Below are 13746 nucleotides of genomic sequence, written 5' to 3' on the forward strand. Positions count from 1 at the left end.
CGCGCTCCATGAACACCACACCGCCGTCGCTGTCCGCGGCGAGCTGAAACGGCACTCCGCTGGCGGGTGCCAGCACCCGGCGGGTGCCGTCCTCGGCCACCCGCACGAGCCCGCCCGAGTCGGCGGCGACGATGCCGTCCTCGGTCGGCACGGCCGAGGTGAGCTGGCCCGCCGTCTCGATCCGGCCGGTCACGGTCGCCGTCGCGGCGTCGAGCTCGGTCAGCCGCGTCGCGGCGTCCTCCTCCCCGCTCCGCGTCAGCACGGCACGCTCACCGGCGCCGCAGGACGGACTGAAGTAGGCCAGGGTGGACTGTTCGGCCAGTTTGGTCACCGACCCGTCGGTGAGGTCGACCACCGCCGTGAACGCGCCGCGCCGCATGAGCTCGGGCTCGTTGGTGAAGGTGCGGGGCGCGTAGGCCACGACGGCACGCTCGCCCGACTCCGTCACGCACGCGTTGCCGATCCAGCGGTCCGCCGCGAACCCCGGCTCGGACAGGGTCGCGATCCTGCGCCAGTCGTAGCCCTCGGCCGCATCGGCAACGAGGAGGTGGAAGCCGTCGGCGTCCCCGGAGGTCACCCACGCGCGGTCGGACGAATCGCGCCAGTTCTTCCCCAGTACCTCCGCGCGCTCGCCTTCCGGGACGGCCGAGGGCGCGGCATCGCTGTCGGGTCGCTCGACGGCGACGTCGGTGTCCGGTTCCGGATCCTGCCGGGCCTGCGCGGGCCACTGCACGGTCCCCACGGCCGTCACCGCGGCGAGCGAGACCGCGACCGTTCGTGACCACCGTCGTCTGGTTCTGGCTCTGGACGTGCGCATCGAATCAACCCCCCGGTCATCTCGTCGTCGGGCGCCGCCTCCCCGCGGCGAACACCCGTGTGCGCCCATAGTGGTCCGGACCATAACGCGCGGCGGTACCGATGTACACACCGTCCCTTGTGACCCGCACCGAGACGACGAAGGCGGGCGGCGACCGCGGTGGTCGCCGCCCGCCATGTCCGGTAACGGGTCAGTCGCGTCCGGCCGGAACCGGCTCCGTGTGCTCGGCGTCACCAGCCTTCCCGCACTCCGTCTCCGGACGGCCCTGCCCGCTCGCCGACGCCGTGCCGAGGAAGCGGCGCGCGTCGGCCGCCTCACGGTTGAGCGCCTTGTGCAGGCCCCAGGCCACCAGGAACATCACGAACGAGAACGGCAGGCCCATGATGATCGTCGCGTTCTGCAAGGTCGGCACGCCACCGACCAGCAGCATCGCCAGGGTGATGAGTCCGATCGCGATCGACCAGAACACCCGCACCCACGGCCGCGCGTCGGTGGTCGGGCTCGCCAGGCGTGAGGTGAGGTTGCCCAGCACCAGCGCGCCGGAGTCGGCCGAGGTCACGTAGAACAGCAACCCCACCACGGTGGCCAGCCCGGCGCTGAAGGTCACGCCCGGGTATTGCGCCAGCAGCGTGTAGAAACCCTCCTCCGGCGCGTTCATCGCGGTCTCGCCGAACTCGGCGTTGCCCCCGCGCACCAGGCTCAGCGCGCTGTTGCCGAACACCGAGAGGAACACCAGCGTGAACAGGAACGGTATGACCAGCGTGGCCGACACGAACTGGCGAATCGTGCGCCCCCGCGAGATCCGCGCGAGGAAGAGCCCGACGAACGGCGCCCACGCGATCCACCACGCCCAGAAGAACAGCGTCCACGAGTTCAGCCACTCGGTGGGCCGGTCGTAGGCGAAGGTGTTCAGCGTCATGTCGGCGAAGTTGCTGACGTAGTCGCCGATGTTGAGCACGATCCCGTTGAGCAGGAACAACGGGTCGTCGCTGAACAGGATGAAGCCCATCAGCACGATCGCCAGCACGACGTTGAGCTGTGACAGGCGCCGGATTCCCCGGTCGACACCCGCCACGGCCGACACCGTCGCCATGACCACCGTCAGCGCGACCAGGCCCGCCTGGGCCGCGGTGCCCTGGGGGATGTCGAACAGGAAGTGCAGCCCGAAGTTGAGCTGCACGACACCGATGCCCAGCGAGGTGGCGATACCGAACACCGTGCCCAGCGACGCGGCGATGTCCACCGCGTGCCCGGCCCGTCCGTGCACGCGCTTGCCGATCAGCGGATACAGCGCTGAACGCACGGCCAGTGGCAGGCCGCGGCGGAAGGCGAAGTAGCCCAGCGCCATGCCCATCAGCGCGTACATCGCCCATCCGGTCACACCGTAGTGGAACAGTGTCCACACCACGGCGTTCCGCGCGGCATCCAGCGTCTCAGGGGAACCCTGCGGGGGGTCGAGATACTGGGTGACCGGCTCGGCGACCGAGAAGAACATCAAATCGACGCCGATACCCGCCGCGAACAGCATCGACGCCCACGCGAAGATGTTATAGTCCGGTGTGGACTTGGCGGGGCCGAGCGTGACCTTGCCGTGCTTCGACGCGGCGAGATAGATCACGAACACCAGGAAGATGGTGGCCGCGAGGATGTAGTACCAGCCGAGTCCCTCCGAAACCCAGCCGACGAGTACGCCGATCGTGTGCGCCGCGCCCTCCGGGGTAGCCATCGCCCAGCCGGCGATCGCCAGGATGATGACCGACGCACCGATGAACGCGGCGCGGTTGATTCCGTTGTCCTGCACCGCGGCGACACGGTTGGCTTCCACCGGGGCCCCGTCGCCGGAACCGTCTTCGGTGTGTGGCCGATGTTCGCCGGTTCTGGACACGTTGTTCACCTCTCTTGTCGGGAATGGCGGTAGAACGGAGTCTCGGCAGGGGGTAGCGGCGTGTCACCCCGGATGAGGTCTGCCGCCTTCTCGGCCAGCATCATCACGGGGGCGTAGATGTTGCCGTTGGTCAGATACGGCATGGCCGAAGCGTCGGTGACGCGCAGGTTGCTGGTGCCGTGCACCCGCATCGACTTCGGATCGACCACCGACATCTCGTCGACGCCCATGCGCGCGGTGCAGGACGGGTGGTAGGCCGTCTCCGCGTCGCGGGCGACCCAGTCGAGGATCTGCTCGTCTGTCTCGACCTCGGGACCCGGCGAGATCTCGCCGCCGTTGTACGGATTCAGCGCGGGCTGGCGCAGGATCTCACGGGCCACGTGAATGGCCTCGATCCATTCCCTGCGGTCGTTCTCGGTGGACAGATAGTTGAACCGCAGCGCGGGCTTGCGTTTCGGATCGGCCGAGGTGATCTTTACGTCACCGCGCACGTCCGAGTACATCGGTCCGATGTGGACCTGATAGCCGTGCGGGGTGTCGATCTGGGTCCCGTCGTAGCGCACGGCCAGCGGCAGGAAGTGGAACATCAGGTTCGGGTACTCGACATCGGCGTTGCCGCGCACGAAGCCACCCGCCTCGAAGTGGTTCGTCGCCGCGGGTCCGGTGCGCCCGAACAGCCACTGCAGGCCGATCTTCGGCCGCTTGTGCATCTTCAGCGACGGGTTGTACGACACCGGCCGCGTGCAGGCGTGCTGGACGTAGACTTCCAGGTGGTCCTGCAGGTTCTCGCCGACGCCGGGCAGTTCGTGGACCGGGTCGATGCCGAGCGAGGACAGGTGCGCGGGATCGCCGATACCAGACAGTTGCAGGAGCTGGGGCGTGTTGATCGCCCCGCCTGCGAGAATGACCTCCCCGCCGTAGACCTCGCGCGGCTTGCGGCCGAGCCGGCTGTAGGACACGCCTGTGGCGCGCGTGCCGTCGAACAGCACGCGGTTGACGTGCGAGTAGCACTGCACGGTGAGGTTGGGCCGCACCTTCACCGGGTGCAGGTACGCCCGCGCCGACGACCAGCGCCTGCCGTTGCGGACGGTGCGGTCGAACTCGGCGAAGCCCTCCTGCCGGTAGCCGTTGACGTCACTGGTCAGCGGGTAGCCCGCCTCCTGCGCGGCGTCGAGGAACGCGCCGAACAGCGGGTTGGTGGCCGGGCCGCGCTCCAGCCACAGCGGGCCGTCGCCACCGCGCCACTCGTCCGCGCCCGCGCGGCAGTTCTCCATGCGCTTGAAGTAGGGCAGGCAGTGTGCGTAGTCCCAGGTCTCCATGCCCGGGTCCGAGGCCCAGCGTTCGAGGTCCATCGGATTACCCCGCTGGAAGATCATCCCGTTGATGGAACTGGACCCGCCGAGCACCTTGCCCCGGCCGTGGTAGACACGCCTCCCGCCCATGTAGGGCTCGGGTTCCGACTCGTAGCGCCAGTCGTAGAGCGGGTTGCCGATCACCATCGTCAACGCGGCGGGCATGTGGATCAGCACATCCCAGATCCAGTCCGGGCGCCCCGCCTCCAGCACGAGCACGTTGACCGACGGGTCGGCGGAGAGCCGGTTGGCGAGCACACAGCCCGCCGAACCGCCGCCCACGATGATGTAGTCGTAGCTCTGCCCCACGAGTTCACGCCTCCTTCCGCGCGCCGGAGAACCAGCGCATCGGTGCGGGATTGATGTTCTGGTAGATGTGCTTCGCCTCGCGGTATTCGTCCAGTCCGGACGGTCCGAGTTCCCGGCCGACGCCGGAGTTGCCGAATCCGCCCCACTCGGCCTGTGGCACGTAGGGGTGGAAGTCGTTGATCCAGACGGTGCCGTGCCGCAGCGCGCCCGCGACACGTTGCGCGCGTGAGGCGTCCCCGGTCCATACCGCACCGGCGAGCCCGTAGTCGGTGTCGTTGGCCAGCGCCACGGCCTCGGCCTCGTCGGTGAACCGTTCGACGGTCACCACGGGCCCGAAGACCTCCTCGCGCACGGCGGTCATCTCCGCGGTGCAGTCGGCGAACACCGTGGGGCGCAGGAAGTAGCCGTCGGCCAGCTCGGGCTCGTCCGGCCGCGTGCCGCCGGTGACCAGGCGCGCGCCCTCGGCGATCGTGCGCTCGATGTAGCGCTCGACCTTGGCACGGTGCTCGGCCGAGACCAGCGGGCCGCACTCGGTCTCGTCACGCAGCCCGTTGCCGAGCCGGATCAGCTCCGCCCGGCGGGCGAACTCCGCGACGAACTCCTCGTACACCTCGTCCTGCACGAGCAGCCGCGCGCCCGCCGAGCACACCTGGCCGGAGTGGAAGAACCCGGCGGCCAGCGCGTAGTCCACGGCGGTGTCGAAGTCGGCGTCGGCGAAGACCACGTTCGGGTTCTTGCCGCCCAGCTCCAGCGCGACCTTCTTGACCCCCTCGGCCGCCATCGCCATGATGCGGCGTCCGGTCGCCAGGCCGCCGGTGAACGACACGAGGTCCACTCCCGGGTGCCGCACCATCTCGGCGCCGACCACCGATCCCGCGCCGAGCACGAGGTTGACCACACCGGCGGGCACACCGGCCTCGGCCAGCAGCGCGACCAGGCGGACGGTCGACAGCGGGGTCAGCTCGCTCGGCTTGACCACGGTGGTGTTGCCGGCTCCGAGGGCGGGAGCCAGCTTCCAACACATCTGGAGCAGCGGATAGTTCCACGGCGCGATCAGCGAGCACACGCCGACGGGCTCGTGCACCACCCGGCTGACCACGTTCGGGTCGCCGGTGTCCACGGCGCGGCCGGAGTCGGTCTCGACCAGGCTCGCGTAGTAGCGGAACACGCCGGTGACGTCGTCGACGTCGATGCGCCCCTCCGCCAGCGTCTTGCCGGTGTCCACGCTCTCGTCGCGGGCGAGCAGCTCGCGGTCGCGCACCAGCAGGTCGGCGACGCGGCGGAGCACAGCGGCGCGGTCGCGGTTCGATGTGGACGGCCACTCTCCGGTGTCGAACGCCCGCCGTGCCGCCGCGACCGCGGCGTCCACATCGTCCGGACCGGCCTCCGCGACCGTGGTGATCGTGCTGCCGTCGTAGGGATTGAGGACGGCTCGACCGCCGGTGGTGGTCGTGGCGTCGCTCCAGTGTCCGTCGATGTAGAGCTCTCTCATCCGGTGACTGTTCCCCTCCGTCGTCGTGGGCTGTTCGCGTTGGCACGCGCCGACGCGATTTGTGTACACTAGTACATGCTATATGTACAGATGTCCACACCAGGGTCGAGGGGTTCGAGGCACCGTCTGACGTGGTGTGATGTCATGTGCGATGACCGGGGGTACCGCTGCCGGTCGCAGGGGGTAACACGGAGTCCGGAGGGGAGTGTGCGGCGGTGACCACGCAGGAGTCGGTGCCCCGGAAGCGGGGACGCGGACCGAACGACCCCGACCGGCGCAATCGCATCGCACGGGCGGCGATCGCCGTGATCGCGGAGCGGGGGATCGATTCGCTCACGCACCGCGCGGTCGCCGCGGAGGCGGGCGTGCCGCTGGGCTCGACCACCTACCACTTCACGACGCTGGACGACCTCATCGCGGTGGCACTCGACGAGGCGGCGCAGCGCAGCGTCACCGCGCTACGCGAGTGGGACCGTGCGCTCGAACCCGGCGTGGACCTCGCCGCCGCGCTGGCCGACTTCGTGCTCTCCTCGGTGACCGAGCAGCGCCAGCACACGATCGCGGAGTACAACCTCTACGCGCTCGCGCTCCAGCGGCCCCGCCTGCGCCACGCGGCGGTGGCATGGGACGACGCGCTGGCCGAGGTGTTCATGGCCCGCACCGACCCGCTCACGGGCCAGATGGTGGCCACCCTGACCTGCGGCCTGCTGATGCAGGCCGTGCTCACCGACACACCCCCGTCCCGCACCCACCTGGAATCCCTCTACCGCCGCGCCCTCCAGTCCTGACCACCACGAACCCGCGAGTTGCCCCTCGGTGCTCGCGAGTTGCCCCTCCAGGCCCGCGAGTTGCCCGTCGGTGCTCGCGAGTTGCCCCTCGGTGCTCGTGAGTCCGCCCGCGCACACCCGCGCGTCACCAAGAGCCGGGACGCGCACGCGCTGACCGAGGGTCCGCGATCACCGGGCATGGCCGCGCCGGGAAGGGTGTACGGCACCTCTCAGCGCAGGGAGCACCGCGTGACCAGCTCGCGAGGGCTCACCCCGTCGGGGCGCGGGACCGTGCTCGACGGCGGCAGGACGGCACCGTCGGACAGATGCGCCTCCAACGCCACGAAGGCCGCGCGGTGACACGGTGTGAGTGCCCGCAGACGTTCGGGGAACACATCGACCAGCGCGTCCGTGTGCGTGCCGTCCTCGATCCGGTAGTACCGGTGCAGCGCGCCCCGGCCCCGCGCTCGCACCATGTCGGCGTAGACATCGGAGTCCCGGGCGATCGGCAACAGCACGTCGAGGGTGCCGTGCAGCGTCAGCAGCGGTTTGCCGATCTCCCCGGTCAGCCCGATGCGCTCGACGGCCTCGTGCACTTCCCTCGGCCTGCCCGCGTAGTCGTAGTCGGCGTCGCAGGCGGGGCTGCCGGGTTCGCAGTACGGCGTTCCCGCCTCGGTCTCCCCGTCGAAGGACGGGTCGATCTCCTCGCGGTAGATCCGCTGGGTGAGGTCCCAGTAGTACCGGTGATGGTACGGCCACAAGAACTCCGAACCCTCCGGAAAGCCGGCCGCCACCAGCTCGGCGTGCGCCCGTTCCGCGTCCGCACCACCGTCGGCGTAGCGCGGATACGCCGTCAAGGCGCGCGGAAGGTAGTCGAGCAGAGTGGGGCCGTCCTCGACCCAGAGCGTGCCCTCCCAGTCGACGCCGCCGTCGTAGAGCTCCGGGTGGTTCTCCAGTTGCCAGCGCACCAGGTAGCCGCCGTTGGACAGGCCCGTCAGCACCGTCCGGCGAGGCGGGCGCTGGTAGTGCCGTGTCACGACCACCTTGGCCGCCCGCGTCAGCTCGGTGACCCGGGCGTTCCATTCGGCGATGGCCGCACCCGGCCGGTCACCGTCGGTGAAGAACCGGGCCCCGGTGTTGCCCTTGTCGGTGGCCGCGAAGGCGTAACCCCGCGCGAGTACCCAATCCGAGATCACGCGGTCGTTGGCGTACTGCTCGCGGTTGCCCGGGCTGCCGGTGATGACGAGACCGCCATTCCAGTCGTCGGGCAAGCGCAGGACGAACTGCGCGTCGTGGTCGAGCCCGTGGTTGGTGTTGGTGGTCGAATCGTCGCGGAAGTAGCCGTCGATCTGCACACCGGGGACGGCCTCGGGCACGGGCAACGCCTCCTGCGTCAGACCCGCCCAGTCCGCGGGGTCGGTGTGTCCCGTGTGGACCGTTCCGGCGGTGGTGAGGTCCGGAAGGCAGGCGATGCGCTGGTGCGGCGCGGCGGGCACGCGCAGGTGGTCCGCGCCGCAGTCGCCTCCCTCCCGCGCCTCCGCAGGCGGTGACACGGCCACCGGCACCAACAACAGCAGCGACATCGTGATCGTGATGAGCCCGCGCACGGACGACCTCCCGCGAGAGTGGGACGGACACGACCGGGTCACGGTACGAGCGCGCGCGCCGAGCGCGGAATGTCCGCGCTCCCCACAGCGCCGCACTCCGTTGTGGTCGCCCGGGACATGGCTCGCGCGCCCGTGGCACTTCTAGCGTCGTCCGGATCACGACGACGTGAGGAGGTCCGGGATGTTCACGACAACGGCACGACGGAAACGGGCGCGGACGGTGCTCGCGCTGCTCGGCGCCGCGCTGCTCGGCATGGGCACGCCGGTGGCCACGGCGCAGTCAAGCGGCATCACCGAGGTGAGCTATTTCGGGTCGAACCCGGGCAATCTACGTATGCACCAGTACGTGCCCGCCGGACTGCCGGACAACCGGCCCGTGGTCGTCGCGATGCACGGATGCAGCCAGAACGGACCCGACTACGGCACCAACTCCGGCTGGGTGGAGACGGCCGACCAGCACGACTTCGCCCTGGTCCTGCCCGGACAGCGCAGCAGCAACAATTACAACGGCTGCTTCAACTGGTTCTCCTCCGCCGACACGACGCGGGGTTGGGGCGAGGTGGCCTCGGTTCGGAGCATGGTCGGGCACATCCTGTCCACCACCAACGCCGACCCGTCGCGCGTCTACGTCACGGGCCTGTCCGCGGGCGGCGCGATGACGGCGGCCATGCTGGCCACCTACCCGGACACCTTCGCGGCCGGCGGCATCGTCGCCGGAATTCCGTACCGGTGCGCCACGACGACGTACGAGGCCTACGGCTGCATGAATCCGGGTGAGGATCGCACGCCCTCGGAGTGGGGCGACCTGGTCCGCTCCGCCACCACCCACACCGGACCGTGGCCCACGGTCAGCGTCTGGCACGGCGACGCCGACTACACCGTCGCGGTCGCCAACCAGCGCGAGTTGGTGGAGCAGTGGACGAACGTACACGGCACCGACGCCACCGCCGACAGCACCGGCACCGTCGCGGGCTACCCGCACGCGACCTACACCGACCAGTCCGGCCGAGCGGTGGTGGAGACGGTCACCGTGACCGGTATGGGCCACGGCCAACCCATCGACCCGGGAACCGGCCCACAGCAGTGCGGACACACCGCCTCGTACCAGCTCGACGTCGACGTCTGCGCGGCAGCGCACCTGAGCGGATCGTGGGGCCTGAGCTGACCGCGCCCCGGGTGGGCGGCGGCTCAGCCCGCTCCTGCCCGCGTGGGCCGATCGTGGTCCGGAGCGGTTTCGGCGTGCACGAGACCGAAACCGCTCCGGGACTTCTCGGCGAACGAGCGGAGTTACCCGTCCTCGCCGCCCGCGAGCATCGGCGCGCGCAGGAACTGCTCGGGGATCGCGAACGCGTCGACGAGCCCTCGGGCGTGCGGGCGCAGGTCCCGGCACCGTTGGTTCACCCCCGCCACCACGGCTTTCGCCCTCGGGCCGCTGAGCCTGCCGTGTTCGAGGAACCAGGCGCGGTCGGACTCGATCGTCGACAGCACGTAGAGGTCGCACACCTTGTCCAGCAGCCCACGGGTCTCGTCGTCGGAACACCGGTCGACGGCGGCCACGAACGCCTCCAGTACCACCCGTTCGACGTGGGCGCGGGCGGCGTGCAGCACGTGGTCCTGGGCGGTGTTGAACACCTCGAAGGCGGTGTCCTTCGTCGCGGCACGCAGCCTGCGCGCGAGGCCGTCGAGCGAGTGCTGCTCCCGGTCCTCGAAGAGCTTGCACTGCCAGCCCCGGTCGAACACGATCTCGTCGTCATCCCGCGCCGGGGTCGCGTCCACGAGACGCTCGACCACCTGGCGCGCCGCGGTCCGCTCGATCACCGCGCCGACGAACTGCTCCGCGGCGAACCGCGCGGTCGCGATGGGACTGAGGTCCGCGAACTGGTCGCGGTAGTTGGTCAGCAGTCCCTTCGCGACGAGCTGGAGCAGCACCGTGTTGTCGCCCTCGAAGGTGGTGAACACGTCGGTGTCGGCCTTGAGCGAGGGCAGCACGTTCTCGGCGAGGTAGCCCGCGCCTCCGCACGCCTCACGGGCGGCCTGGATGGCACCGGTCGCGTGCCAGGTCGTGACGGCCTTGAGCCCGGCGGCCCGCGCTTCGAGCGCGCGCTGCCGGGTGGCGTCGACCTCGGTGGTGCCCTGCGAGGCGTCCAACGCGGAGACGAGCTCCTCCTGAGCGAAGTGCAGCGCGTAGGTCCTCGCCAGCGCGGGCAGGAGCCTGCGCTGGTGCGCGAGGTAGTCGAGGATCGCCACCTCCTCGCCCTCCGGCCCGTAAAACTGGCGGCGCCGCTCGGCGTAGCGCACGGCGAGGGCCAGCGCCCGTTTCGTGGCGTTGCCCGCGCTGCCCGCGACGCTGATCCGCCCCCGCACGAGAGTGCCGAGCATGGTGAAGAAGCGGCGGTTGTCGTTCTCGATCGGACTGGTGTAGGTCCCGTCCGGCCGCACGTCACCGTAGCGGTTCAACAGCGCCGTGCGCGGGACGCGCACGTGGTTGAAGGAGAGCCTGCCGTTGTCGACGCCGTTGAGCCCGGCCTTGGCGCCGCAGTCCTCGATCGTCACCCCGGAGGCGGGCCTGCCGTCCGCGTCCCGGATCGGCACGAGGAAGGCGTGCACGCCGTGCGAGCGGCCCCCGGTGACCAACTGGGCGAACACGGCCGCCATACGCCCGTCGCGGGCGGCGTTGCCGATGTAGTCCTTGCGGGCCGCGGTGTCGGGCGTGTGCACGACGAACTCGCCCGCGTCCGCGTCGTAGGTGGCCGTCGTGCGCAGGCTCTGCACGTCCGACCCGTGCCCGGTCTCGGTCATCGCGAAGCAACCGGGCAACTCCAGCGACATGATCGCGGGCAGATAGCGCTCGTGGTGGTGCTCGGTGCCGAGCGACTGCACGGCACCCCCGAACAGGCCCCACTGCACGCCCGCCTTGACCATCAGCGACAGGTCGCCGAAGCCGAGCATCTCGAACGACACCACCGCCCCGCCGACGTCTCCCTCACCGCCGTACTCCGGCGGAAACCCGAGCCTGGGGCGCCCGGTGTCGGCCAGTTGCCGCAGCTGCTCGCTGACGAGCGCACGATGCTGGTCGACATCCAGCCCGCACGGCTCCGGGGGCCTCTGAGCCGCCATCTGCTCACGGATGTCCCCGCGCACGGCGGCCCACCGGCCGTCGAGTACCTCCGTCAACACCTGCATGGATCAAGCCTGCCGGACCCGCGCCACTCCCGCAGCGTGATCGCGCCCCCGCGAGTCGCCCCCCACGAACCCGCGAGTTGCCCTCACGGATCCGCGAGTTGACCCCCACGGGTCGCGAGTTGCCCGTACTCACACGCGGTCGCCCACCGTCGCACGCCCGGCCCGGCGCGCGGGAACGCTCAGAGTGCCGCCGCGAGCGCCTCCGGTGTGGTGACCGGGCGGTCGCAGACATAGCCGTGGCAGACGTAGGCAGCGGGCGCGCCGTCGACAAGCGGCCGGTCGGCCAGCAGCGGAACGCCCTCGGCTTCCGGCGGCCCGCCCAGCACGACACCCCCGCCGTGCACTCCGCGTGCCGCCTCGGCCAGCAGCTCCGAGCGCTGTGCCGCGTCCGGCCCGACGACGGCGACCTGCACGGGACCGCACAGCAGCGCCTCAGCCACGGACAACCAGTTCCCCGCGAAACGCGGAACCTGCCTGATGAGCGCACCCGCGCGGTCCAGCGCACGCTCGCAGGCGGCCCGGTACTCGCTCGCCCGGTCGGCGCCGACCAGCGCTGATGCGGTCAGCAACGCTCCCGCCAGTGCCGAGGCGCCTGCCGGGCTCGCGTTGTCCGTGGGGTCGGAGGGCCGGTGCACCAGCGCCTCGGCATCGTCGGCCGTGTCGTGGAACGCGCCCGGGGTGTCGGCCACGGCGAACCGGTCGAGCGCGATGTCGAGCAAGCGGGTGGCCTCCGCCAGCCACACCGACTCGCCCGTGGCCTGGTGCAAAGCGAGCAGCCCGTCGGCGAGGCAGGCGTAATCCTCGAGCACCCCGGCGGCGTCGCCCGCCACTCCGCCCCGGGAGCTCCGACGCAGCCTGCCGTCCACGAGGTGCCGGTCGAGCAGCAGCGCACCGGCCGCCGCCGCGGCCTCGACCCACTCGGGCCGTCCCAGCGCGGTCCCTGCCTCGGCGAGCGCCGTGATCGCCAGACCGTTCCAGGCGGCGATCACCTTGTCGTCGCGGGCGGGTTGCGGCCGCGCGTCGCGGGCCCGCAGCAGCGCGGTGCTCACGCGGAGCCAGCGCGCGGGGTCGTCGGGGTCACGCGGCAGCCGCAAGGTGGAGGCGCCGCGCTCGAAGGTGCCCTCCTCGGTGACGCCGAACGTCTCCGCCGCCCACGCGCCGTCGTCCGGGCCGAGCACCTCCACGAGCTGGCCCGGCGTCCACACGTAGGTGAGTCCCTCGACACCGTCGGTGTCGGCGTCCAGCGACGCCGCGAACCCGCCCTCGGCCGTGCGCAGGTCACGCAGCAGGAACTCCGCGGTCTCCCCCGCGATCCGGGTGGCCAGCGGCGACCCGGTGCGCCGGGCGAGGTGGCCGTAGGCGCGCAGCAGCAGCGCGTTGTCGTAGAGCATCTTCTCGAAGTGCGGCACCACCCAGGCCGTGTCGACGGAGTAGCGGGCGAAGCCGCCGCCGAGCTGGTCGTAGATGCCGCCGCGGGCCATGTGCTCCGCCGTCAGCTCAACCAGGGACAACGCCTCGGCCGAGCCGGTGCGTTCGTGGTGGCGCAGCAGGAACTCCAGCACCATCGACGGCGGGAACTTCGGCGCGCTGCCGAATCCGCCGTTGACCGGATCGGCCTCGGTGCGCAGGGTCGACACCGCCGAGGCCAGAGCCTGCTCGTCCACCGGGTGCGCCGAGAGGGGGCCCGTCCGCTCGGCGATGTGCTCGACGATCCTGCCCGCGCCCTCGGTGAGTTCGTCCCGGCGCTGCGACCACGCCTGCGCGACCGCGGTCAGCAGCTGCCGGAACGACGGCATCCCGTGCCCGGAAACGGGCGGGTAGTAGGTGCCGCAGTGGAACGGCTCCCCGTCGGGGGTGAGAAAACACGTCATCGGCCAGCCGCCCTGGCCGGTCATCGCCTGGGTGGCCGTCATGTAGACGGCGTCGATGTCCGGGCGCTCCTCGCGGTCCACCTTGATGTTGACGAAGTGTTCGTTCATGTACGCCGCGATCTCGGCGTCGGCGAACGACTCGTGCGCCATCACGTGACACCAGTGGCAGGCGGCGTAGCCGATGGAGAGCAGAATCGGCACGTCCCTGCGCCTGGCCTCCGCGAGCGCCTCGGCGCTCCACGGCCACCAGTCCACCGGGTTGTCGGCGTGTTGCAGCAGGTACGGACTGGTCGCGTCGATCAGGCGGTTGGACACGCGTCCCACGGTAGGACGCACCCCGGTCTCCCGCCACCAGGTGTGTCTTTCCTGCCGTCGTGTCCACGCGCCGGCCCACGCGGCCGGACGGCACCCGCCCGCCGCGGTTCGACGGCGAGGGGACCGGCGCGCCGGTCAGCGCTCTCCG

The 13746-nt window shown here is 70.8% G+C and carries 8 protein-coding genes and 1 pseudogene; 2 read left to right on the plus strand and 7 right to left on the minus strand.

Features of this window, described 5'->3' with window-relative positions:
• The 4 genes and pseudogenes from SACSA_RS25765 to SACSA_RS0105920 form a co-directional block, all read right to left on the minus strand.
• A pseudogene (locus SACSA_RS25765) lies at positions 1-742 on the minus strand (hypothetical protein); the annotation flags it as partial.
• A gap of 265 nt (positions 743-1007) precedes the next feature.
• On the minus strand, positions 1008-2702 hold the full coding sequence (gene betT / locus SACSA_RS21750) for a choline BCCT transporter BetT (protein WP_157596631.1): 1695 nt from the start codon (positions 2700-2702) through the stop codon (positions 1008-1010).
• A 5-nt stretch (positions 2703-2707) separates the two neighbouring features.
• A complete protein-coding gene (gene betA / locus SACSA_RS0105915) occupies positions 2708-4363 on the minus strand; it encodes a choline dehydrogenase (RefSeq protein WP_019814241.1) in 1656 nt (551 codons plus the stop codon).
• A 4-nt stretch (positions 4364-4367) separates the two neighbouring features.
• The gene (locus SACSA_RS0105920) at positions 4368-5855 is read right to left on the minus strand and encodes an aldehyde dehydrogenase family protein (RefSeq protein ID WP_019814242.1); all 1488 of its coding nucleotides are present in this window, start codon (positions 5853-5855) and stop codon (positions 4368-4370) included.
• A gap of 215 nt (positions 5856-6070) precedes the next feature.
• Between SACSA_RS0105920 and SACSA_RS0105925 the strand changes: the two genes are divergently transcribed.
• Positions 6071-6643 (plus strand): TetR/AcrR family transcriptional regulator, encoded by a 573-nt coding sequence (locus SACSA_RS0105925; protein ID WP_019814243.1) that lies wholly within the window; start codon positions 6071-6073, stop codon positions 6641-6643.
• A 209-nt stretch (positions 6644-6852) separates the two neighbouring features.
• Here SACSA_RS0105925 and SACSA_RS0105930 read toward each other — a convergent pair whose 3' ends face one another.
• On the minus strand, positions 6853-8205 hold the full coding sequence (locus SACSA_RS0105930; protein WP_048876503.1) for a 3-hydroxybutyrate oligomer hydrolase family protein: 1353 nt from the start codon (positions 8203-8205) through the stop codon (positions 6853-6855).
• 205 nt (positions 8206-8410) lie between these two features.
• Here SACSA_RS0105930 and SACSA_RS0105935 point away from each other — a divergent pair, with 205 nt between their 5' ends.
• Complete coding sequence (locus SACSA_RS0105935; RefSeq protein WP_019814245.1) at positions 8411-9394, plus strand: extracellular catalytic domain type 1 short-chain-length polyhydroxyalkanoate depolymerase; 984 nt, start codon at positions 8411-8413, stop codon at positions 9392-9394.
• 122 nt (positions 9395-9516) lie between these two features.
• Here the strand turns inward: SACSA_RS0105935 and SACSA_RS0105940 are convergent, their stop codons facing one another.
• Positions 9517-11412 (minus strand): acyl-CoA dehydrogenase family protein, encoded by a 1896-nt coding sequence (locus SACSA_RS0105940; protein WP_019814246.1) that lies wholly within the window; start codon positions 11410-11412, stop codon positions 9517-9519.
• A 179-nt stretch (positions 11413-11591) separates the two neighbouring features.
• Positions 11592-13598, minus strand: a complete 2007-nt coding sequence (locus SACSA_RS0105945) for a thioredoxin domain-containing protein (RefSeq protein WP_028661593.1) — start codon at positions 13596-13598, stop codon at positions 11592-11594.
• Positions 13599-13746 lie beyond the last annotated feature (148 nt).

Origin of the sequence: Saccharomonospora saliphila YIM 90502 (assembly GCF_000383795.1) — a bacterium.
Taxonomy (GTDB): Bacteria; Actinomycetota; Actinomycetes; order Mycobacteriales; family Pseudonocardiaceae; genus Saccharomonospora; species Saccharomonospora saliphila.